Raw genomic sequence first — 19,907 nt, 5'->3', positions numbered from 1 at the left:
GCGTTCACAGACCGCCGGGGCCTGTCATTCCCAGTCCAGGGCGCCCTTCTTCCACTCGTAGGCGAAGCCCACGACCAGGATGCCCAGGAAAATCATCATCGCCCAGAAGCCGGCCGGCCCGATCTCGCGCAGCGAGACGGCCCACGGGAACAGGAAGGCGATTTCCAGGTCGAACAGGATGAAGAGGATCGCGACGAGGTAGTAGCGCACGTCGAACTTCATGCGCGCGTCCTCGAAGGCCTCGAAGCCGCATTCGTAGGGGGAGTTCTTTGCCGCGTCAGGGCGACGCGGGCCGGCCAGGAAGCCGAGCACTTGCGGGGCGATACCCACACCGCAACCGACCAGGATGAAAAGGATGACGGGGAGGTACTGTTCCAGGCTCACGACTTGCTCTCGTTTGATGCCGGGCTTGGAGATTGCCGTTTTCGCCCGACAAATCCAATTCCCAACGTGTCGCCGATGATTGGCCGCGGCCGACCAACGATTCGGCAAAAGCAACGGGCGCGCCGCCAGCGATTATCCAATCGCTCACGGACCGCGCCCGCCTTGGCCCCCGGATATTCGCACACGCCTATGACGTGGACTATTTTTCCCGAGGCCTTCGTCCTGCTCGATCATCATCGATCCGGCTTTCCGGCTAGATCGCGAAGACCATGGCAGGCCGATTTATTTTGGTGCCGACGGCGAGACTCGAACTCGCACAGCTTTCGCCACTACCCCCTCAAGATAGCGTGTCTACCAATTTCACCACGTCGGCTTTGTCACCTGCTCAGTGACCTTGTCTTGACGGCTCGCGTTTAAGACAGCCTCGAATTCTATACAGCTTTCAGAAGCTCAATAGAGAACTGATGCGTTTTTGTCGAGGAGCTTACGCAAGCCGCCCAGCTATGTTAGTTCGACGCGGCCGAGGCAGGCGCGGCGGGAGCGATCGACGCGCCCGGCAGTGCCGCCGCGGAGGCCGCCGAAGCACCCGGCGAGGCCGCGCGTTCGAGCAGTTGCTCGCCCGCCGACGGACCCGATCCGATGCCGCCCTCGCGATGGCTGCCCATGTAGGCCAGCGCCAGCGTGGCGATGAAGAAGATCGTCGCCGCGACCGCGGTGCTGCGCGACAGGAAGTTGGCGCTGCCGGTCGCGCCGAACAGGCTACCCGACGCGCCGCTGCCGAAGGACGCGCCCATGTCGGCACCCTTGCCGTGCTGCACCAGCACCAGCCCGATCATCGTCAGCGCCGCGACCAGTTGCAGCACCAACACCAGATTCATCATCACTTGCATTGCTATTTTCTCCAGGAACCTTGATCGCCGGACATCAACCGGCGGCGCGGCAGATCGCCGCGAAATCGGCCGCCTTCAGCGCGGCGCCTCCAATGAGGCCGCCGTCGATGTCAGGCTGCGCAAACAGTTGGGCGGCATTGTCAGGCTTGACGCTGCCACCGTAGAGGATCTGCATCTGGTCCGCCTTCTGCGTGGCGGCGCGCAGTTGCTGGCGCAGCAGCGCATGCACGTGCTGCGCCTGCTCCGGCGTCGCCGTCAGGCCAGTGCCGATCGCCCAGACCGGCTCGTAGGCCAGCACGATCTCGCCGATGCAGTGCGTCAGCGTGTGCACGACCGCGGCCAGTTGGCGCTTGACGACTTCCTCGGTGCGACCCGCCTCGCGCTCGGCGAGCGTCTCGCCGACACACACGATCGGCGTGACGCCGTGCGCCAGCGCGGCCTTGGCCTTGTCGGCGACCAACTGGTCGCTTTCGGCGTGATAGGCGCGGCGCTCCGAGTGGCCGACGATCACGTAGCGGCAGCCCAGGTCCGACAGCATCGCCGACGACACCTCGCCGGTGTATGCGCCCTGCTCGTGCGACGAGCAATCCTGCGCGCCATAGGCCACCAGCTGTCCGGTCAGCGCGAGCGCCGTTTCCGCGATGTACGGGAACGGCACGCACACGGCCACCTGGGCGTTCCAGGGGCCCGCGTCTTTCAGACCGGCCAGCAGCACGGCATTGGATGCACGGGTGCCATGCATCTTCCAATTGCCGACCACCAGGTTCTTGCGCATCAGATCAACTCCCTTGATTCCGAAAACTCTCGTGTCCGCGCTGGCGGATCACCAGCTCAGCACGATCTTGCCGACGTGCTCGCCCGATTCCATCAGCGCATGCGCCGCCGCGGCATCGGCCGCCGGCAACTGCTTGTAGATCACCGGCTCGATTGCGCGCGACTCGAGCAGCGGCCAGACCCGCTCGCGCAGCGCGCGGGCAATGCCGGCCTTGAACTCGACCGACCGCGGCCGCAGCGTGGAGCCGGAGATCGTCAGACGACGGCGCAGCAACTGCCCCGCGTCGAACTCCGCCTTCACGCCGCCCTGCACCGCGATGATCACGGCGCGACCGTCGTCGGCCAGGCATTGAATATTGCGGGCGACATAGTCGCCGGCCACCATGTCGAGGATGACGTCGACGCCGCGACCATTCGTCGCGGCCTTGACCTCGGCGACGAAGTCCTGCTCGCGATAGTTGATCGCGACGCTGGCGCCCAGCGCCACGCAAGCCTTCGCCTTGTCCGCGTTGCCAACGGTGACCAGCACCGTCGAGCCCAGCGCCTTCGCCAGCTGGATCGCCGTCACGCCGATGCCGCTGCTGCCGCCGTGCACCAGCAGGCTTTCGCCGGGCTGCAGGCGGGCGCGCTCGAAGACGTTGCTCCAGACGGTGAAGAAGGTCTCGGGCAGGCTCGCCGCCTCGGCCATGCGCCAGCCGCGCGGCACCGGCAGGCACTGGGCCACCGGCGCGACGCAAAGCTCGGCATAACCGCCGCCGGGCACCAGCGCGCAGACCGCGTCGCCGACCTTCAGGCCGACGGCCGCGAGGGCCTGCGCGTCGCCGCCCACGACCTCGCCCGCGACTTCCAGACCTGGAAGATCGCTGGCCCCGGCCGGCGGCGGATAGGCGCCCTTGCGCTGCAGCACATCCGGACGATTGATGCCGTAGGCCCGCACGCGGATCAGGCACTCACCGACCCCGGCGACGGGGTCGGGACGCTCGATCAGCCGCAGGACCTCCGGTCCGCCAGGCTGCGTGATGGCGATGGCCTTCATGGCGACTGCCTTCCAGAGACCCGTGGACCGCCGATTACTCGGCCGAGCCTTCGCTCTCGCCACGCGGGGCCGGAGCCGGCGCGTCACGATCCAGCAGCGCCTTCATCGACAGCTTGATGCGGCCCTTCTCATCGGTCTCGAGCACCTTGACCTTGACGATCTGGCCTTCGCTCAGGAAGTCGGTGACCTTCTCGACGCGCTGGTGCGCGATCTGGCTGATGTGCAGCAGGCCGTCCTTGCCGGGCAGGATGTTGACCAGGGCACCGAAGTCCAGGATCTTGGTGACCGGGCCTTCGTAGACCTTGCCGATTTCCGCCTCGGCGGTGATTTCCGCGATGCGCTTCTTGGCGATCTCGGCCTTCGCGCCGTCGGTGGACGCGATGGTGATCGTGCCGTCTTCACCGATGTCGATCTGCGTGCCGGTCTCTTCGGTCAGCGCGCGGATGGTCGCGCCGCCCTTGCCGATCACGTCGCGGATCTTTTCCGGATTGATCTTCATCGTGTACAGACGCGGCGCGAACTGCGAGATCTCGGCGTTGGCCGTGCCCTGCGCGCCGACCATCACTTCCAGGATGTGCAGGCGGGCTTCCTTGGCTTGCGCCAGGGCGACCTGCATGATTTCCTTGGTGATGCCCTGGATCTTGATGTCCATCTGCAGGGCGGTGATGCCGGTGGTCGTGCCCGCGACCTTGAAGTCCATGTCGCCGAGGTGGTCCTCGTCGCCCAGGATGTCGGTCAGCACGGCGAAGCGGTTGGCGTCCTTGATCAGGCCCATGGCGATGCCGGCGACGTGCGCCTTCAGCGGCACGCCGGCGTCCAGCAGCGACAGGCAGCCGCCGCAGACCGAGGCCATCGAGGACGAGCCGTTGGATTCGGTGATCTCGGAGACCACGCGCACCGAGTACGGGAAGTCTTCCTTGCTCGGCATCACGGCGACCAGCGCGCGCTTGGCCAGGCGGCCGTGGCCGATCTCGCGGCGCTTGGGGCTACCCACGCGGCCGGTTTCGCCGGTGGCGAACGGGGGCATGTTGTAGTGCAGCATGAAGCGCTCGGAGTACTCGCCGGCCAGCGCGTCGATGGTCTGCGCGTCACGGTCGGTGCCCAGCGTCGCGGCGACCAGCGCCTGCGTCTCGCCACGCGTGAACAGCGACGAGCCGTGGGCGCGCGGCAGCACGCTGTTGCGGATCTCGATCGGGCGCACGGTGCGGGTGTCGCGACCGTCGATGCGCGGCTCGCCGGCCAGGATCTGGCTGCGGACGATGCGGGCTTCGATCTCGAACAGCAGACCGTCGACTTCGACGCCGTCGAACTCGACGCCGTCCGCCGTCAGCGCGGCCTTCACCTGGCCGTAGGCGTCACGGCAGGCTTGCGTGCGGGCTTGCTTGGAACGGATCTGGTAGGCGGCGCGCAGCGCTTCCTCGGCCAGGCCGGTGACCTTGGCGATGAAGGGCTCGTCCTTGGCCGGGGCGACCCAGTCCCAGGCCGGCTTGCCGGCTTCGCGGACCAGCTCGTTGATCGCGGCGATGGCGATCTTGCCCTGGTCGTGGCCGTAGACCACGCCGCCCAGCATGATGTCTTCGCTGAGTTGGTCGGCTTCGGACTCGACCATCAGCACGGCGGCTTCGGTGCCGGCGACGATCAGGTCCAGCTTGGAGTCGAGCAGTTGCGTCTTGCCCGGGTTGAGCACGTACTCGCCGTTGACGTAACCGACGCGGGCGGCGCCGATCGGGCCGCTGAACGGGATGCCCGAGATGGCCAGCGCGGCGCTGGTGGCGATCATCGCGGCGATGTCGGCCTGGACTTCAGGGTTCAGCGACAGCGTGTGGATGACGACCTGGACTTCGTTGAAGAAGCCTTCCGGGAACAGCGGGCGGATCGGGCGGTCGATCAGGCGCGAGGTCAGGGTCTCGAGCTCGCTCGGACGGCCTTCACGCTTGAAGAAGCTGCCGGGGATCTTGCCGGCGGCGTAGGTCTTCTCGATGTAGTCGACGGTCAGCGGGAAGAAGTCCTGGCCGGCCTTGGGCGCGGACTTGGCGACCACGGTGGCCAGCACCACGGTGTCCTCGATGTTGACCAGCACGGCACCGCTGGCTTGACGGGCGATCTCGCCGGTCTCCATCGTGACCTGATGCTGACCCCATTGGAAGCTCTTGACGACCTTGTTGAACATGCTCATGGCATCCCCTCAGTTGTTCGGCCGCTTGCGGTGCGGCCCGGAACCGGGAGTGAAGCTGGGTTTGGCGGGATGCCATTCCAGCGCGCCTGCCTCGCCGGCAAGCGCCCTGGAATGACACAGCAGCGCCACGTCAGCCCGACTCCGTTGTACTTGTCCCACCAGCGATTCCGCCGGTGACATCGACCCGGCATCGCATGACACCGGGCCGTGCAGAAACGACAAAGAGCCTGTTGGAATCAGACCAGACAGGCTCTTTGCTTTCATGCGCCGATTACTTGCGCAGACCCAGCTTCTGGATCAGGGCGGTGTAACGCTCGGCATCCTTCTTCTTCAGGTAGGCCAGCAGGCTCTTGCGCGCGTTGACCATCTTCAGCAGACCGCGACGGCCGTGGTGGTCCTTGGCGTGCAGCTTGAAGTGGGGGGTCAGTTCGTTGATGCGCGCGGTCAGCAGGGCGACCTGGACTTCGGGGGATCCCGTGTCGTTGGCGCTGCGGGCGTTGGCCTTGACGATCTCCGCCTTGTTTTGGTCGAAGTTGGACATGATGCGTTCCTTGTTCCGGAATGATTCGGAAGGTCCGCCGGCATGGCCAATGAAGGCAGCGATTGCGCAGACGGTTTCCGAGGTGGACTTGCGGACACAGGTGAAACCGACCCGTGCCGTGCTTGAAGTTCCCCGCCCACATGGAAGTGCGAGCGGAAGAACTGGTGGAGTATACAGGAATCGAACGCCACGATCGAGGGACGCCCTGCCCCGCCGTCAGGCAGAGCCTGCGTCGCGCCCTTGGGAGGCGGGTCAGCCCGGCCGCGCCATCCGGCAGGTCGACGGCTGCTCCGCCCGGGCCGGGTCCAGGTAGCGCAAGGTGCGGAAGCCGTAGCCCGACCCCTCGTTGTCATGCGCGACGCCCGCCTCGCCGGCGCGGCGCATGACGCTGACATACAGCGGCTGCTGCAGCTGATGATCGGCCGGGCGCATCCAGCCCTCGTGCGCGACGCCGAGCGGACGAGCGTCCAGCCTCAATCCCTCCAGCGCCAGGGCGACCGCCTTCGGGTCGTCGCCGCCGGCCTTCTCCATCGCGGCGACGAGCATCTCGACCATCAACTGCATGCGCGCATGCAGGTAGTCGTGCTCCGGCCTGGGGAAGCGCTGGCGGAAGGCGGCGTAGAAGCGCTCCGAATCGGCCGTGCCGACGTTGGGATGCCATTCCGCCACCGCCAGCACGCGGTCGACGCCGGCCTCGCCGAGCACGCCCGGCACACCCAGCGCGTTGCCGTAGAAGGTGTAGAAGCGCGTGTCCAGCCCCAGGTCCCGGGCCGACTTGATCAGCAGCGTCAGGTCGTTGCCCCAGTTGCCGGTCAGCACCGCCTGGGCGCCGCTGGCGCGGATCTTCGACGCGTACGGCATGAAGTCCTTCACCCGGCCGAGCGGATGCAGCTCGTCGCCGACGACCTGCAGGTCCGGCCGCCGCCGCGCGAGCATCGCGCGCGCCTGCTCGCGCAGGTGCTGGCCGAAGCTGTAGTCCTGGCCGATCAGGTAAAGGCGCTTGAGCTGGCGGTCCTGCGCGATCACCTCGACCAGCGCGGCCAGCCGCATGTCGGTGTGGGCGTCGAAACGGAAGTGCCAGAAGCTGCACTGCGCTCCGGTCAGCACCGGATCGACGGCGGCGTAGTTGAGGAACAGCGCGCGACGCCCCGGCTCCCGCGCGTTGTGCTTGTCGAGCGCCGCGATCAGCGCGCCGGCCACCGCCGAGCTGTTGCCTTGCAGGACGACGCGGATGCCCTGGTCGGTGGCGCCACGCAGCAGCGACAGGGATTCCTCGACGGAGCCCTTGCTGTCGAAGCGCACGATCTCCAGCGGCCGCGCGCCGCCGGGCAGCTTCACGCCACCGCGCGCGTTGACGCGCTCGGTGGCCCAGACGAGGTTGCGGAACACCGCCTCGCCACCGTTGCCCAGCGGACCGGAGAGTCCCTCGATCAGCGCGAGCCGGATCGGCGCGCCCGCCGTCGGGGCGGGCTTCGCCAACGACACCGGCGTTGCCACGGCCTTGGCCGTGGCCTGGACTGGGTCCGTGGCGGCAGTTGCCGCTGCTGTTGCCCTTCCCGCGAATGAGGAAGCGGCCTGCGCCGCCCAGGCCATCGACGCCCCCATGACGGCGGCAACGCCGATCGCGGCAGCCATCGCGGCCACCGCCCCGCCCGACCGGACCTTCACAGCCGCGACGGTTCGGACAACTGCGCCAGATCCCAGCGCGGCTTGACCTCGAAGCCGCCGCCGCGCTCCAGCTTCGCCATGTCGCGCTGCAGTCGCAGCGCCGCGGCGAGCGCGATCATCGCGCCGTTGTCGGTGCACAGGTGCAGCTCGGGATAGTGGACGCGGACCCGGCGCTTCTCGCAGGCCGCGTTCAACTGCTCGCGCAGCCGCGTGTTGGCGCCGACGCCGCCCGCGACGACCAGCCGCTTGAGGCCGGTGTCCTTCAGCGCCATCAGCGACTTCTTGATCAGCACGTCGACGATGGCCGCCTGCGTGGATGCGGCCAGGTCGGCGCGTTGCGGCTCGGTGATGCCGCCGGGCTGCTGCTCCAGCTTGCGGACCTGCGTCAGCACCGCCGTCTTGAGGCCGGCGAAGCTGAAGTCCGGCTTGCCGCTGTGCAGCAGCGGGCGCGGCAGCGCGAAGGCCTCGGGGTTGCCCTGCTCCGCCAGCCGGGACAGGTGCGGGCCGCCGGGATACGGCAGGCCGAGCAGCTTGGCCGACTTGTCGAAGGCCTCGCCGGCGGCGTCGTCGATGGTCTCGCCGAGCAGCTCGTACGCACCGACGTCGTCGACGCGCATCAGCTGCGTGTGACCGCCGGACACCAGCAGCGCCACGAACGGGAACTCCGGCGGATCCGCCGACAGGAAGGGCGACAGCAGATGGCCTTCCAGGTGATGCACGCCCATCACCGGCCGGTCCAGCGCCGCGCCCAGCGACGCGGCCACGCCGGCGCCGACGAGCAGCGCCCCCGCCAGGCCCGGTCCCTGCGTGTAGGCCACGACGTCGATGTCCGACAGCGCCAGCCCGGCCGTGGCCAGCACCTCGCGCGTCAGCGGCAGCACGCGGCGGATGTGGTCGCGCGAGGCCAGTTCGGGCACCACGCCGCCGTAGGCCTGATGCATGGCGATCTGGCTGTGCAACGCGTGCGCCAGCAGCGTCGGCACGCCGTCGCCGGAGGCGTCGACCAGCGCCACGCCGGTCTCGTCGCAGGAGGATTCGATGCCGAGGACGCGCATGACTTCAGGAACTCCGGAGCGGGCCGATCAACAGGCCGTTGACTCGATGACTGGACGATGCGATCCGAATCGGCCCGACTCGAATCGATGCGGGGCGGCGCGCCGGGCGCCGCGCCTCAATGGTTCTCTTTGGCGTGGTTGATCGAGTACTTCGGGATCTCGACCGTCACGTCGGTGTTGGCCAGGATGGCCTGGCAGGACAGGCGCGAGTTGGGCTCCAGGCCCCAGGCGCGGTCCAGCATGTCCTCTTCGTTCTCTTCCATCTCCGACAGCGAGGCGAAGCCCTCGCGCACGATCACGTGGCAGGTCGTGCAGGCGCAGACCTGATCGCAGGCGTGCTCGATGTCGATGTGGTTGTCCAGCAGCGCCTCGCAGATCGTGGTGCCGGACGGCGCCTGGATCGTCTTGCCCTCGGGCGCGTACTCGGGATGGGGAAGGATCTTGATGACAGGCATGGGGATGTCCTTGGAGCTTGCGGCGGCGGCTGGCTGGGGAGCGTCGCGGGTGGCGTCTTGTGGAGTCTTGGGGCGTCGTCGGGCGTGCGTGGCGGCGGGCGGTCAGATCTGGTCGATGCTGCGACCGGTCAACGCCTGCTGGATGCCGCGGTTCATGCGCGCGGCGGCGAAGGCTTCGGTGCCCTTGGCCAGCGCCTCGACGGCGGCGGTGATCGCGTCCGGGTCGGCCAGTCCATCCTCGGCCTGCGCCCGGGCCAGCAACTCGGTCTGCAACGCGGCGATGTCGGCGCGTTCCGCGTCGCTCAGCAGGTCGCCGTCGGCGCGCAGCGCGGACTGGGTCGCCAGGATCATGCGCTCGGCATCGACGCGCGCCTCGCGCAGCTTGCGGGTCACCATGTCGGTCTCGGCGCTGGCGAAGCCCTCGCGCAGCATGGTCGCGATCTGGTCGTCGGACAGGCCGTAGCTGGGCTTGACCTGCACCGTCGCTTCGACGCCCGAGCCCAGCTCGCGCGCCGACACGCTCAGCAGGCCGTCCGCGTCGACCTGGAAGGCCACGCGGATGCGCGCGGCGCCAGCGACCATCGGCGGAATGCCGCGCAGCTCGAAGCGCGCCAGCGAGCGGCACTCGCTCACCAACTCGCGCTCGCCCTGCAGCACGTGGACCGCCAGCGCGGTCTGGCCGTCCTTGAAGGTGGTGAAGTCCTGCGCCTTGGCCACGGGGATGGTGGCGTTGCGCTCGATGATGCGCTCGACCAGCCCCCCCATGGTCTCCAGCCCCAGGGACAGCGGGATCACGTCCAGCAGCAGGATCTCGCCGTCCGAGCTGTTGCCGGCCAGTTGATTGGCCTGCACGGCGGCGCCGAGCGCCACCACCTCGTCGGGATTCAGGTTGGTCAGCACCTCGCGACCGAACAGCTCGCCGACGACGCGACGCACGATCGGCATGCGGGTCGAGCCGCCCACCATCACGGTGCCTTGCACCTCGTCGGCGCCGACCTTGGCGTCGCGCAGCACGCGTCGCACCGCCAGCAGCGTCTTGGCCACCAGCGGCTGGGCCAGCGCGTCGAATTGCTCGCGTGTGACCACGACGCTCAACGTGCCGCCGTCCAGCGCGGCGCTCAGCGTGACGCTGGCGTTGTCCGTCAAGGCTTCCTTGGCCTGGCGCGCGGCGACCAGCACGCGGCGCTTGTCCGCCGCGCTGTCGATGTTCAGGCCGGCCTGCTGCAACGCCCAGTCGGCCAGCAGGCCGTCGAAGTCGTCACCACCGAGCTGCGCGTCACCGCCGGTCGCCACGACCTCGAAGACGCCCTTCGTCAGGCGCAGCAGCGAGATGTCGAAGGTGCCGCCGCCCAGGTCGTAGACGGCGTAGAGCCCCTCGCTGCCGTTGTCCAGGCCGTAGGCGATGGCGGCGGCGGTCGGCTCGTTGATCAGGCGCAGCACGTTCAGGCCGGCCAGTTGCGCGGCATCCTTGGTCGCCTGGCGCTGGGCGTCGTCGAAGTAGGCCGGCACCGTGATGACGGCGCCGAACAGGTCGTCGTTGAAGGTGTCCTCGGCGCGCTGGCGCAGCGTCGCCAGGATCTCGGCGGAGATCTCCACCGGCGACTTCGGCCCCTCGCGCGTGGCCAGGCTGAGCATGCCGGGCGTGTCCTCGAAGCGGTAGGGCAGCTTCTCGCGGCCCGCGATGTCGGCGACGCGGCGACCCATGAAGCGCTTCACCGAAACGATGGTGTTCTCCGGATCCTCGGCCTGCGCGGCCAGCGCGTCGTAGCCGAACTGGCGGCGGCCCTCGGGCATCACCCGCACCGCCGACGGCAGGATCACGCGGCCCTGCTCGTCCGGCAGGCATTCGGCGATGCCGTGGCGGACCGCGGCGACCAGCGAATGCGTGGTGCCCAGGTCGATGCCCACGGCAATGCGGCGCTGATGGGGATCAGGCGAGGCGCCGGGTTCGGAGATCTGCAGCAGGGCCATGGTGTCGGGGGGTGTCGGTGCACCAACGATCGTTGTGGTTGTTCTGTCGGACGGTGACGCGGTCGGCGCGATGCCGGGGCCGCGTCAGCTCACGTTTCTGTTTCGAGCCGGCGGTCGAGGTCTTCGCGGAAGCGATGGATGAACATCAGCGCCCGCACCGTCTCGGCCGCCGCGGCCGGATCCTGGTCGTCGTCGAGCTGCCGGCCGGCCTGGGCCAGCAGCGCGCGCTCGCGGGCGGCGACCTCGTCGTCGATCTTCATCACCGCCGCGGCGCCCTGGGCCTCGTCCAGCCCTTCGCGCCATTCCATCTGCTCCATCAGGAAGGCGGTCGGCATGCGCGTGTTCTCGTGTGCCTGGATCGGCGCGCCGCGCAGCTCGCACAGGTAGGCGGCGCGCTTGAGCGGATCGCGCAGGCGCTGGTGCGCCTCGTTGACGCGCAGCGCCCATTGCATCGCCAGCCGCTGCGACGCCGCGCCGTCGGCGGCGAAGCGGTCCGGATGCACCTTGGCCGCCAGCGCCTTCCAGCGCGCGGCGATCTCGGCGCCATCCTGCGCGAAGCGCGCCGGCAGGCCGAAGAGGCTGAAGTCGTCGTCGTCGAGTTTCACGGTGTCAATGAAAAAAGCGCGGCTCGCGGGCCGCGCCCCTTCGCGGGTGGCGCCGTCGGCGGGCGCCGGGTCAGATGCGGAAGGACTCGCCGCAGCCGCAGCGATCCTTCTCGCGCGGATTGCGGAACTTGAAGCCCTCGTTGAGGCCCTCGCGCACGAAATCCAGCTCGGTGCCGTCCAGGTAGGGCAGGCTCTTGGGATCGATCAGGATCTTGACGCCATGCCCCTCGAAGACGACGTCCTCCGGGGCGACCTCGTCCGCGTACTCCAGCTTGTAGGCCAGGCCGGAGCAGCCGGTGGTCTTGACGCCCAGGCGCACGCCCACGCCGCGCCCGCGCTTCGAGATGTAGCGCGTGACGTGGCGGGCCGCGGCTTCGGTCAGGGTGACGGACATGCTCCGGACCTCAGGCCGTCGCGGAGGCGGTCTCGGCCTGGGCCGCGCCAGCGGTCGCGCCGTGCTTGGCGCGGTAGTCGTCGACGGCGGCCTTGATGGCGTCCTCGGCCAGGATCGAGCAGTGGATCTTGACCGGCGGCAGCGCCAGTTCCTCGGCGATCTGGTTGTTCTTGATCGTCAGCGCCTCGTCCAGGCTCTTGCCCTTGACCCACTCGGTCACCAGCGAGCTCGATGCGATCGCGGAGCCGCAGCCGTAGGTCTTGAACTTGGCGTCCTCGATCAGCCCGGTGGCCGGGTTGACCTTGATCTGCAGCTTCATCACGTCGCCGCAGGCCGGCGCGCCGACCATGCCGGTGCCCACGGACTCGTCGCCCTTGTCAAAGCCGCCCACGTTGCGCGGGTTTTCGTAGTGGTCGATGACCTTGTCGCTGTATGCCATGGCTCGTTCTCCAACGTCTTTGTTCGTAATGATCAGATGGCGGTCAATCAGTCGCGATCAATGGGGGCGCTCAATGCGCGGCCCACTGAATGGTGCTGATATCGACGCCTTCCTTGTACATGTCCCACAGCGGGGACAGATCGCGCAGCTTGGCGACCCGGTCCTTGAGCAGCGAGACGGCGTAATCGATCTCTTCCTCGGTCGTGAAGCGGCCGATCGTCATGCGCAGGGAGGAATGCGCCAGCTCGTCGCTGCGACCCAGCGCGCGCAACACATAGCTGGGCTCCAGGCTGGCGGAGGTGCAGGCGGACCCCGAGGACACGGCGATGCCCTTGATGCCCATGATCAGCGACTCGCCCTCGACGTAGTTGAACGAGGCGTTGACGTTGTGGGGCACGCGGCGGGTCAGGTCGCCGTTGATGAAGACCTGCTCGATGTCCTTCAGGCCGTCCAGCAGGCGCTGCTGCAGCGCCTTGATGCGCGGCAGCTCGTCGGCCATCTCCTCGCGGGCGATGCGGAAGGCCTCGCCCATGCCGACGATCTGGTGCGTGGGCAGCGTGCCCGAGCGCAGGCCGCGCTCGTGACCGCCGCCGTGCATCTGCGCTTCCAGGCGCACGCGCGGCTTGCGGCGCACGTACAGCGCGCCGATGCCCTTGGGGCCGTAGGACTTGTGCGAGGCCAGGCTCATCAGGTCGACCGGCAGCGTCGCCAGGTCGATCGCCACCTTGCCGGTCGCCTGCGCGGCGTCGACGTGGAAGACGATGCCCTTCTCGCGGCACAGCGCGCCGATGGCGGGGATGTCCTGGATGACGCCGATCTCGTTGTTCACGAACATGACCGAGATCAGGATCGTGTCGGGACGGATCGCCGCCTTCAGCACGTCCAGGTCCAGCAGGCCGTCTTCCTTGACGTCGAGGTAGGTCACCTCGAAGCCCTGGCGCTCCAGCTCGCGGGTCGTGTCCAGCACGGCCTTGTGCTCGGTCTTGACGGTGATCAGGTGCTTGCCGCGGCTCTGGTAGAAGTTGGCGGCGCCCTTGATGGCGAGGTTGTTGGACTCGGTCGCTCCGGAGGTCCAGACGATCTCGCGCGGGTCGGCGCCGATCAGCTTGGCGACTTCGACGCGGGCCTTCTCCACGGCTTCTTCCGCCTCCCATCCCCAGGCGTGGCTGCGCGACGCCGGGTTGCCGAAGTGCTCGCGCAACCACGGGATCATCGCGTCGACGACGCGCGGGTCCACCGGCGTCGTCGCGCCGTAGTCCATGTAGATGGGGAAGTGCGGGGTCATGTCCATGGGAAGTTTCTTCTTCTGATCGACTGCTGATTCAACGGAATGCGGGACCGGTCCCGAGGGTCACTTGCTCAAGGCGCTGCCGAGCGCGAAGACGGAGTTCGGCGCGGTGATGCGGATGGGCTTGACGACCGGGGTGCTGGAGATCGCGCGCTTGATGGGCGCTTCCTCGACGGTGACGCCCTTGGCGAGCTGGTCGTCGACCAGCTTGCGCAGCGTGACCGAGTCGAGGTACTCGATCATCTTGTTATTGAGCGCCGTCCACAGGTCGTGCGTGATGCAGCGGCCGGTGTCGTCGCCCATGCAGTTTTCCTTGCCACCGCAGCCGGTGGCGTCGATGGGCTCGTCCACGGCGACGATGATGTCGGCCACGGTGATCTCGTCGGAGCGACGGCCCAGCGAGTAACCGCCGCCGGGGCCGCGGGTGCTTTCGACCAGCTGATGGCGGCGCAGCTTGCCGAACAGCTGTTCCAGGTAGGACAGCGAGATCTGCTGGCGCTGGCTGATCGCCGCCAGCGCGACGGGCCCGCTGTTTTCGCGCAGGGCCAGATCAATCATCGCGGTGACGGCAAAACGACCTTTGGTGGTGAGACGCATCGAACTTCTCCTTGGCCCTTCGGGCAGCAGGACATTGAGGCGGCGGCACGACGGGTCATCGGCCGGCTCACGGAGCGGCGAGGGTTAACCCACCGCAATGTCCGACCATTTTACTCAATTAAGAGAAGGCTTGCTCGGGTTACCCCCGACGAGCGTCGGGAGGGCGCGGCCGGGGCCGGCGCCGGGCAGCGAATCGCGCCCGCCGGAGCCGGCGGGCATGGCTTCCGATGCTGCGACGCAGCAGGAAGCGGCCTCATGGAGGCCTCCAGGCCCTATATAGAGGCCTGAGACGCCCGACCGATGGCAGCCGGGCGCGCTCGCGCATCATGAGGGCGCAATGCGACCACGCGTGAATCGCGGCGACGTTAGCCCCCTTTCGGGGCGGGGTCTTGGGGCCAGGACAGCGGCTCGCAGGCGCTGCGTTCGAACTGGCCGATCAGGTCCGAGGCCAGCACCTTGCGCAGGACGGAGCCCGAGAACACGGACACCTGCTGGTCCTGCGCCAGCCCGGCCAACGCCTTGGCCTCGGCATACCGATCGGGGAATCGGCGCCTCACGACGCAGAGCAGGTAGAGCTTGCCTTCGGGATTGGCGGTCGGCAGCGCGCGAAAAACTTCATTGCGCGACCAGTCTCGGAATACTTTCCGAGCCGCATTCTCCTCTTCAGAAATCGCACCCGGAGTGCCCACCATTCCCCAAGAGTAGAACCGCGCATCAACGAGCGCTTTCGGCAGCACTGCGCTGGAGCTTTCCATCGCATCTGAGAATATTGGCAAAAGCAGGCCAAACACGAACAGCACTGCGATCAGCCCATGCTTGCATTCAGCCCGCATCGTTCGACTCCCGTCAGTTCCTAAAGCGCGGATTATCACAGGAGGCAGCGTGCCCGCTGCCCGGATTGATGTAGTTCTCCATCGGTGTGCAGCCGCGCACATCCTCGACGTTCTCGCTCATACGGTAGCCTTCCCAGTCCAACCCTCCACAAACTTCGCCTAGCAGATTCATATCGACTTCCATCAATTCAATATCTTTCGACTGCATGATTCATATCTCCAGATTGGTTTCAAAAAGCGAGTCGGGCCCAACCGCTGAAACAAACTCTACGGAGACCGAATGAATACATGTTCACGGACATGTACCTAGCATCGAATAACTACCCCACGCCTTCGACGGATGTGCATTTGCGAGAAATATACAAATATCCATCAAATCTGAACTGACCAGCCCAACACCACCCCGCATCTATCGATCCTCGATTTGCTTCGTTCGGCACCGGGTGACCGCCCCCTACGCTGCACCGATCACCGGCTCCCCCTGAGATCGCGCCATGTCCTTCCCGCCCTCCTCGCTTGATTCGTCGCGCCGCCGCTGGCTGGCCCAGGCCGCCGCGACCGCCGGCATCGCCGCGCTGCCGGCCGCCCTGTCCTTGGCGCGAGCCGCCGACCCCAAGACGCTGCGCATCGGCTACCAGAAGTCCAGCACGCTGACGCTGTTCCTGAAGTCGCGCGGCGTGCTGGAGAAGGCGCTGGCGCCGCAGCGGGTCGCCGTGCAGTGGCACGAGTTCACCTCCGGCCTGCCGCTGCTCGAAGCGCTGAACGTCGGCGCGCTCGACCTGAGCGCCGACGTCGCCGACGCGGTGCCGCCGTTCGCGCTGGCCGCGGGCGCCAAGGTCACCTACTACGCGATCGAGACGCCCTCGCCCACGGCGCAAGCCATCGTCGTGCGCAAGGACTCGCCGATCACCGCGGTCGCGCAGCTCAAGGGCAAGAAGGTCGCCTTCGCCAAGGGCGCCGGCGCGCATTACCTGTTGCTGGAGGCGCTGGCCCAGACCGGCCTGTCCATCCGCGACATCGAGCCCGCCTACCTGAACCCCGCCGACGGCCGCTCCGCCTTCGAGAACGGCGCCGTCGCCGCCTGGGTCGTGTGGGACCCGTTCCTGGCCGCCGTGCAGCGGCAATCGGGCGCCCGCATCCTCGTCGACGGCACGCGCATCGCCGCCTACCGCCGCTTCTACCTGGCGGCCACGCCCTTCGCGCAGCAACACCCGGACGTGCTGCAACGCGTCTACGACGAGCTGCAGCGCGCCGGCGACTGGGTCAAGAAGAATCCCGCCGCCGCGGCCGACTGGCACGCGCCGGTGCTGGGCCTCGACGCCGCCACCGTCGCCGCCGCCAACGAGCGCCGCAGCTACGCGGTCCGCCCGGTGGACGCCGAATCGCTGTCCGAGCAGCAACGCATCGCCGACGCCTTCACCGGCGCGCAGATCCTGCCGCGCCGCGTGACGGTCCAGGACTCGCCCGTGTGGCGCCCCGCATGAGCGACACGACGATGACCGCACGCCCGCTCCTGCCCACGCTGACGTCGATCGCGACGCCAACGCCAACGTCGACATCGGCATCGGCATCGATACCGTTGACGCCGCCAAGCCCGTCGACGCCGCTGCCGACACGTTCGCCCGACGCGGTGCGCGCCGCGCTGCTCGCCCGCACCGAGATCGCCTTCCTCGACGTCCGCGAAGAAGACCCCTACGCCCAGGGCCATCCGCTCTGGGCGGCCAACCTGCCGCTGTCCCGGCTGGAGCTTGACGCCTGGGGGCGCCTGCCTCGCCGCGACGTGCCGGTGGTCGTCTACGACGACGGCGGCGGCCTGGCGGAACTCGCCGCGCGGCGGCTGCAAGGGCTCGGCTACACCGACGTCGCGCTGCTGGCCGGCGGTCTCGCCGCCTGGCGCGCCGCGGGGCTGGAGCTCTTCCGCGACGTCAACGTGCCCAGCAAGGCCTTCGGCGAGCTGGTCGAGGCGCGCCGCCACACGCCGTCGTTGCCGGCGACCGAAGTGCAGGCGCTGCTGGCCGGTCGCGCCGACGTCGTCGTGCTGGATGCCCGCCGCTTCGACGAATACCGCACCATGAGCCTGCCCGGCGGCATCAGCGTGCCCGGTGGCGAGCTGGTCCGCCGCGCGCGCGACCTGGCGCCCGATCCGGCCACGACGATCATCGTCAACTGCGCCGGCCGCACGCGCAGCATCATCGGCGCGCAATCGCTGATCGACGCCGGGATCCCGAATCCAGTCGTCGCGCTGCGCAACGGCACCATCGGCTGGACGCTCGCCGGCCAGACGCTGGCGCACGGCCAGGGACGCTCGCACGAGGACGTGCCCGTGGGTGACCTCGACGCGGCGCGCGACGCCGCGGCCGACCTGGCGCGACGCGCCCGGGTCGCGCGACTCGATGCACGGCAACTGGCCGACTGGCTTGCCGACACGGACCGCACCACCTACCGCTTCGACGTGCGCGGCCCCGAGGAGTACCTGCGCGGCCACCGCCCCGGCTTCCGCAACGCGCCGGGCGGCCAGTTGGTGCAGGAGACCGACCATCACGCGCCGGTGCGCGGCGCCCGCATCGTCGTGACCGACGACGACGGCGTGCGCGCCCCCATGGCCGCCGCCTGGCTGGCGCAGATGGGCTGGGAGGTGGCGGTGCTGCCGCATGACGACGAGGCGTTCACGGAAACCGGCCCCGACCGCGCGCCGCACCCGTCGCCGCCGGTCGTGAAGACGGTGTCGCCGCGCGAGCTCGCCCGCTGGCGCGAGGCGCAGCCCGACGACGTCGTCGTGGTCGACGTGGCGCCCAGCGGGACCTACGTGGCCCGGCACATCCCCGGCGCCTGGTGGAGCCCGCGCGCCCGCCTGTCCGAGGCGCTGCGCACGGTGATCCCCCAGGCGCGCCGTGTCGTGCTGACCGGCAACCTCGGCCTGCTGCCGCGCTTCGCCGCGTCGGACGTCGCGGCGGACCTCGCCGCGCAAGGCCGCGAGCTGCTGATCCTGGAGGACGGCACCACCGGCTGGTTCGACGCCGGGCTGCGGCTGGAGACCGCCGACCCGCGCTTCGCGTTCCCGCGCGATGACCGCTACCGCCGTCCCTATGAGGGCACGGACAACCCGCATGCCGCGATGCAGGCCTACCTGGACTGGGAGTTCGGGCTCGTCAACCAGCTGGATCGGGACGGCACGCATTTCTTCAGGGTGCTGGATCCGGCCGCGTGACGGCCCGCGTCTGACGCGGCGCGACACGTCAGGACACGGCGCGGCGCGCCGTGTCGAGGCAAGGCGGGCGCGGCCCGGATGCGGCGCGGGCCACGCCCGAGGCGGTCCTCAGGCCATGACCCAGACCTTGCGCACCGTTTCCAGCGTGCGCCAGGTCCCCTTGTAGCCCGGCTTCATGATGAAGCAGTCACCGGCCTTGTAGGTGATCGGGGCATGGCCGTCCTCGGTGATCTCGGCGATGCCGGACAGGATCAGGCAGAACTCCCAGGTCTCGCCCTTGATGGAGATATTCAAGCCCGGCGTCGACTCGAAGACACCCGCACGGACCTTGCCGTCCTTGGCGCTGTCGATGTCCCAGTTGCGGCAGATGATGTCGCCTTCGAGCACGCGCTCGGCCGGAGGCCGGTATTCGCGCGGTTCGCCGAGTTGGTCGAGCTTGAAGGTAACGAGCAGTTCAGACATGGCAGGCGGCCTTTCGGGAGGGAATCTCCGGGTCTGCCGATGCTACGAACGGGGCTTCGGATCGGATGCTGAAGATGGGGCTTCAGACGGCGCGATCTGCGAGATTGAGGGGCTGCGGATGTGGGTTGTGCTGTGGCGATGCAGGGAAAGAAGAGCGCCAATGAGCCCATCGACCAGATCACATGCCGCCAGCCGGTCTCAGGCCTCGTCTCGGCACCGCTGAGCTGCTGCCACGAGTGGCGGCATCCAGTCGCGTCCATCCTGAATGGCGTGGGCAAGCAGGGGCCAAAGCTGCCATAGATGGGCTCGATGCTCGTGCCCGGATGGCAGCGGTGCCAAGCTTTCATATCGGGCGTAGAAGGCGTCAGGGAACGCCAGGTGCGGCGCCAAGTGGAGCGCCATTCGGCCGAACGCGAGATCCATCTCGCGATCCCCAAAACTGACGGCCGGGTCGATGAGAAGCGGGCCGCGCTCATCGAAGATCACGTTGCCTGGCCAGAGGTCGCCATGAAGAAGACTGGGAGGAGCGGCCTCGATGGCGATGTCGTCAAGCCCTTCGATCACACGCCAAAGCAGGTCGATCTCCTGGGCTTCCGCGATGTTGGTCGTCTCCAGGCGACGCAGCATCGGCGTCAGACGAGAGCCAGCGTAGAACTGGGGCCAGCTATCGCTCCTGCTGTTGTCCTGATCGAAGTCACCAATGAAGTTGTCATGATCGAGGCCGAAACTGGTGTCGGTGGAGCGATGCAACGCGACCACCATCTCTGCGGCCGCCTCCCAGCTGGCTGACGTCGGATATATCGCGCGGACGGCCTCCAGCACCAGCGCAGCCTGACCATCCGGCATCTCGATCGCTCCAATGACGGCGGGGGTCCGCACGCCAGGAATCTCCGCCATGCGCTCAAGTGCCATGGCCTCGCATTGAGCCTTGCGCAACGCATGTGGTGGATTGGTGAACTTGACGAACACCGCCACTCCAAGCCCATTCAATATCTCCGCCCGCCGCCTGCCTGAGACGTCTCGCCGCGAGTGAACACGCCACTCGGCATTCAGATGTGACGATACGAGAGCTTCAATGGGTTGCAGTCCTGTCATGCGTAACCTCCTAAAGGTGCAGTCAACGGGGCGTTC

Annotated in this window: 22 protein-coding genes and 1 tRNA gene; 2 read left to right on the top strand and 21 right to left on the bottom strand. The window is 68.1% G+C overall.

All coding sequences use genetic code 11. The features are described 5' to 3' along the window. Positions 1 to 24: 24 nt before the first annotated feature. The 19 genes from CDN99_RS06005 to CDN99_RS28110 form a co-directional block, all read right to left on the bottom strand. On the bottom strand, positions 25 to 384 hold the full coding sequence (locus CDN99_RS06005; RefSeq protein ID WP_067067100.1) for an NADH-quinone oxidoreductase subunit A: 360 nt from the start codon (positions 382 to 384) through the stop codon (positions 25 to 27). 288 nt (positions 385 to 672) lie between these two features. Beyond that, a tRNA-Leu gene (locus tag CDN99_RS06000) sits at positions 673 to 757 on the bottom strand. Positions 758 to 890: 133 nt separating this feature from the next. Further along, a complete protein-coding gene (gene secG, locus CDN99_RS05995; RefSeq protein ID WP_088383645.1) occupies positions 891 to 1,274 on the bottom strand; it encodes a preprotein translocase subunit SecG in 384 nt (127 codons plus the stop codon). Between the two features lie 34 nt (positions 1,275 to 1,308). Further along, positions 1,309 to 2,049 (bottom strand): triose-phosphate isomerase, encoded by a 741-nt coding sequence (tpiA, locus tag CDN99_RS05990; RefSeq protein WP_088383643.1) that lies wholly within the window; start codon positions 2,047 to 2,049, stop codon positions 1,309 to 1,311. Between the two features lie 48 nt (positions 2,050 to 2,097). Continuing rightward, complete coding sequence (locus tag CDN99_RS05985) at positions 2,098 to 3,084, bottom strand: NAD(P)H-quinone oxidoreductase (RefSeq protein ID WP_088383641.1); 987 nt, start codon at positions 3,082 to 3,084, stop codon at positions 2,098 to 2,100. Positions 3,085 to 3,118: 34 nt separating this feature from the next. Then, on the bottom strand, positions 3,119 to 5,260 hold the full coding sequence (gene pnp, locus CDN99_RS05980; RefSeq protein ID WP_088383639.1) for a polyribonucleotide nucleotidyltransferase: 2,142 nt from the start codon (positions 5,258 to 5,260) through the stop codon (positions 3,119 to 3,121). A 9-nt stretch (positions 5,261 to 5,269) separates the two neighbouring features. Next, complete coding sequence (locus tag CDN99_RS28115; protein ID WP_141100664.1) at positions 5,270 to 5,524, bottom strand: hypothetical protein; 255 nt, start codon at positions 5,522 to 5,524, stop codon at positions 5,270 to 5,272. 7 nt (positions 5,525 to 5,531) lie between these two features. After that, positions 5,532 to 5,801: a 30S ribosomal protein S15 gene (gene rpsO, locus CDN99_RS05975; RefSeq protein ID WP_088383637.1), complete on the bottom strand. Its 270-nt coding sequence runs from the start codon at positions 5,799 to 5,801 to the stop codon at positions 5,532 to 5,534. A gap of 252 nt (positions 5,802 to 6,053) precedes the next feature. After that, complete coding sequence (locus tag CDN99_RS05970) at positions 6,054 to 7,436, bottom strand: branched-chain amino acid ABC transporter substrate-binding protein (protein ID WP_238139398.1); 1,383 nt, start codon at positions 7,434 to 7,436, stop codon at positions 6,054 to 6,056. Between the two features lie 29 nt (positions 7,437 to 7,465). Further along, entirely contained in the window at positions 7,466 to 8,524 is a 1,059-nt protein-coding gene (gene tsaD / locus CDN99_RS05965) for a tRNA (adenosine(37)-N6)-threonylcarbamoyltransferase complex transferase subunit TsaD (RefSeq protein WP_088383635.1), read from the bottom strand. Positions 8,525 to 8,640: 116 nt separating this feature from the next. Beyond that, positions 8,641 to 8,979: an ISC system 2Fe-2S type ferredoxin gene (gene fdx / locus CDN99_RS05960; protein WP_088383633.1), complete on the bottom strand. Its 339-nt coding sequence runs from the start codon at positions 8,977 to 8,979 to the stop codon at positions 8,641 to 8,643. A gap of 102 nt (positions 8,980 to 9,081) precedes the next feature. Then, on the bottom strand, positions 9,082 to 10,950 hold the full coding sequence (hscA, locus tag CDN99_RS05955) for a Fe-S protein assembly chaperone HscA (RefSeq protein WP_088383631.1): 1,869 nt from the start codon (positions 10,948 to 10,950) through the stop codon (positions 9,082 to 9,084). 89 nt (positions 10,951 to 11,039) lie between these two features. Continuing rightward, positions 11,040 to 11,555 carry a Fe-S protein assembly co-chaperone HscB gene (hscB, locus tag CDN99_RS05950; RefSeq protein ID WP_088383629.1) on the bottom strand — a complete coding sequence of 172 codons (516 nt, stop codon included), beginning with the start codon at positions 11,553 to 11,555 and terminating at the stop codon, positions 11,040 to 11,042. A 70-nt stretch (positions 11,556 to 11,625) separates the two neighbouring features. Next, positions 11,626 to 11,949, bottom strand: coding sequence for an iron-sulfur cluster assembly protein IscA (gene iscA / locus CDN99_RS05945; RefSeq protein ID WP_088383627.1), 324 nt, complete (start codon positions 11,947 to 11,949; stop codon positions 11,626 to 11,628). A gap of 10 nt (positions 11,950 to 11,959) precedes the next feature. Further along, the gene (iscU, locus tag CDN99_RS05940) at positions 11,960 to 12,388 is read right to left on the bottom strand and encodes a Fe-S cluster assembly scaffold IscU (protein WP_088383625.1); all 429 of its coding nucleotides are present in this window, start codon (positions 12,386 to 12,388) and stop codon (positions 11,960 to 11,962) included. A gap of 70 nt (positions 12,389 to 12,458) precedes the next feature. Further along, complete coding sequence (locus CDN99_RS05935; RefSeq protein WP_088383623.1) at positions 12,459 to 13,679, bottom strand: IscS subfamily cysteine desulfurase; 1,221 nt, start codon at positions 13,677 to 13,679, stop codon at positions 12,459 to 12,461. Between the two features lie 60 nt (positions 13,680 to 13,739). Then, a complete protein-coding gene (locus CDN99_RS05930) occupies positions 13,740 to 14,273 on the bottom strand; it encodes a Fe-S cluster assembly transcription factor (protein ID WP_088383621.1) in 534 nt (177 codons plus the stop codon). A gap of 365 nt (positions 14,274 to 14,638) precedes the next feature. Continuing rightward, the gene (locus CDN99_RS05925; RefSeq protein WP_141100663.1) at positions 14,639 to 15,106 is read right to left on the bottom strand and encodes a hypothetical protein; all 468 of its coding nucleotides are present in this window, start codon (positions 15,104 to 15,106) and stop codon (positions 14,639 to 14,641) included. A gap of 13 nt (positions 15,107 to 15,119) precedes the next feature. Then, positions 15,120 to 15,314 carry a hypothetical protein gene (locus CDN99_RS28110; RefSeq protein ID WP_141100662.1) on the bottom strand — a complete coding sequence of 65 codons (195 nt, stop codon included), beginning with the start codon at positions 15,312 to 15,314 and terminating at the stop codon, positions 15,120 to 15,122. 286 nt (positions 15,315 to 15,600) lie between these two features. Here CDN99_RS28110 and CDN99_RS05920 point away from each other — a divergent pair, with 286 nt between their 5' ends. Then, the gene (locus tag CDN99_RS05920; RefSeq protein ID WP_088383617.1) at positions 15,601 to 16,590 is read left to right on the top strand and encodes an aliphatic sulfonate ABC transporter substrate-binding protein; all 990 of its coding nucleotides are present in this window, start codon (positions 15,601 to 15,603) and stop codon (positions 16,588 to 16,590) included. Positions 16,591 to 16,685: 95 nt separating this feature from the next. Continuing rightward, entirely contained in the window at positions 16,686 to 18,314 is a 1,629-nt protein-coding gene (locus CDN99_RS05915; protein ID WP_375134423.1) for a rhodanese-like domain-containing protein, read from the top strand. Positions 18,315 to 18,422: 108 nt separating this feature from the next. Here CDN99_RS05915 and CDN99_RS05910 read toward each other — a convergent pair whose 3' ends face one another. Both CDN99_RS05910 and CDN99_RS05905 read right to left on the bottom strand, forming a co-directional pair. Further along, positions 18,423 to 18,776 (bottom strand): cupin domain-containing protein, encoded by a 354-nt coding sequence (locus CDN99_RS05910; RefSeq protein ID WP_088383615.1) that lies wholly within the window; start codon positions 18,774 to 18,776, stop codon positions 18,423 to 18,425. A 198-nt stretch (positions 18,777 to 18,974) separates the two neighbouring features. Then, complete coding sequence (locus tag CDN99_RS05905) at positions 18,975 to 19,871, bottom strand: fructosamine kinase family protein (protein WP_088383613.1); 897 nt, start codon at positions 19,869 to 19,871, stop codon at positions 18,975 to 18,977. Positions 19,872 to 19,907: the final 36 nt, after the last annotated feature.

Source organism: Roseateles aquatilis, from assembly GCF_002205645.1.
Classification (GTDB): Bacteria; Pseudomonadota; Gammaproteobacteria; order Burkholderiales; family Burkholderiaceae_C; genus Roseateles; species Roseateles aquatilis.
This window is presented reverse-complemented; position numbering and strand designations above follow the sequence as displayed.

Excerpts from the sequence above, each read along its gene's own strand:
- secG (WP_088383645.1), bottom strand. The coding sequence starts at position 1,274 with ATGCAAGTGATGATGAATCTGGTGTTGGTGCTGCAACTGGTCGCGGCG.
- tpiA (WP_088383643.1), bottom strand. The coding sequence starts at position 2,049 with ATGCGCAAGAACCTGGTGGTCGGCAATTGGAAGATGCATGGCACCCGT.
- CDN99_RS05985 (WP_088383641.1), bottom strand. The coding sequence starts at position 3,084 with ATGAAGGCCATCGCCATCACGCAGCCTGGCGGACCGGAGGTCCTGCGG.
- pnp (WP_088383639.1), bottom strand. The coding sequence starts at position 5,260 with ATGAGCATGTTCAACAAGGTCGTCAAGAGCTTCCAATGGGGTCAGCAT.
- CDN99_RS28115 (WP_141100664.1), bottom strand. The coding sequence starts at position 5,524 with ATGAAAGCAAAGAGCCTGTCTGGTCTGATTCCAACAGGCTCTTTGTCG.
- rpsO (WP_088383637.1), bottom strand. The coding sequence starts at position 5,801 with ATGTCCAACTTCGACCAAAACAAGGCGGAGATCGTCAAGGCCAACGCC.
- CDN99_RS05970 (WP_238139398.1), bottom strand. The coding sequence starts at position 7,436 with ATGGCTGCCGCGATCGGCGTTGCCGCCGTCATGGGGGCGTCGATGGCC.
- tsaD (WP_088383635.1), bottom strand. The coding sequence starts at position 8,524 with ATGCGCGTCCTCGGCATCGAATCCTCCTGCGACGAGACCGGCGTGGCG.
- fdx (WP_088383633.1), bottom strand. The coding sequence starts at position 8,979 with ATGCCTGTCATCAAGATCCTTCCCCATCCCGAGTACGCGCCCGAGGGC.
- hscA (WP_088383631.1), bottom strand. The coding sequence starts at position 10,950 with ATGGCCCTGCTGCAGATCTCCGAACCCGGCGCCTCGCCTGATCCCCAT.
- iscA (WP_088383627.1), bottom strand. The coding sequence starts at position 11,949 with ATGTCCGTCACCCTGACCGAAGCCGCGGCCCGCCACGTCACGCGCTAC.
- iscU (WP_088383625.1), bottom strand. The coding sequence starts at position 12,388 with ATGGCATACAGCGACAAGGTCATCGACCACTACGAAAACCCGCGCAAC.
- CDN99_RS05935 (WP_088383623.1), bottom strand. The coding sequence starts at position 13,679 with ATGGACATGACCCCGCACTTCCCCATCTACATGGACTACGGCGCGACG.
- CDN99_RS05930 (WP_088383621.1), bottom strand. The coding sequence starts at position 14,273 with ATGCGTCTCACCACCAAAGGTCGTTTTGCCGTCACCGCGATGATTGAT.
- CDN99_RS05925 (WP_141100663.1), bottom strand. The coding sequence starts at position 15,106 with ATGCGGGCTGAATGCAAGCATGGGCTGATCGCAGTGCTGTTCGTGTTT.
- CDN99_RS28110 (WP_141100662.1), bottom strand. The coding sequence starts at position 15,314 with ATGCAGTCGAAAGATATTGAATTGATGGAAGTCGATATGAATCTGCTA.
- CDN99_RS05920 (WP_088383617.1), top strand. The coding sequence starts at position 15,601 with ATGTCCTTCCCGCCCTCCTCGCTTGATTCGTCGCGCCGCCGCTGGCTG.
- CDN99_RS05910 (WP_088383615.1), bottom strand. The coding sequence starts at position 18,776 with ATGTCTGAACTGCTCGTTACCTTCAAGCTCGACCAACTCGGCGAACCG.
- CDN99_RS05905 (WP_088383613.1), bottom strand. The coding sequence starts at position 19,871 with ATGACAGGACTGCAACCCATTGAAGCTCTCGTATCGTCACATCTGAAT.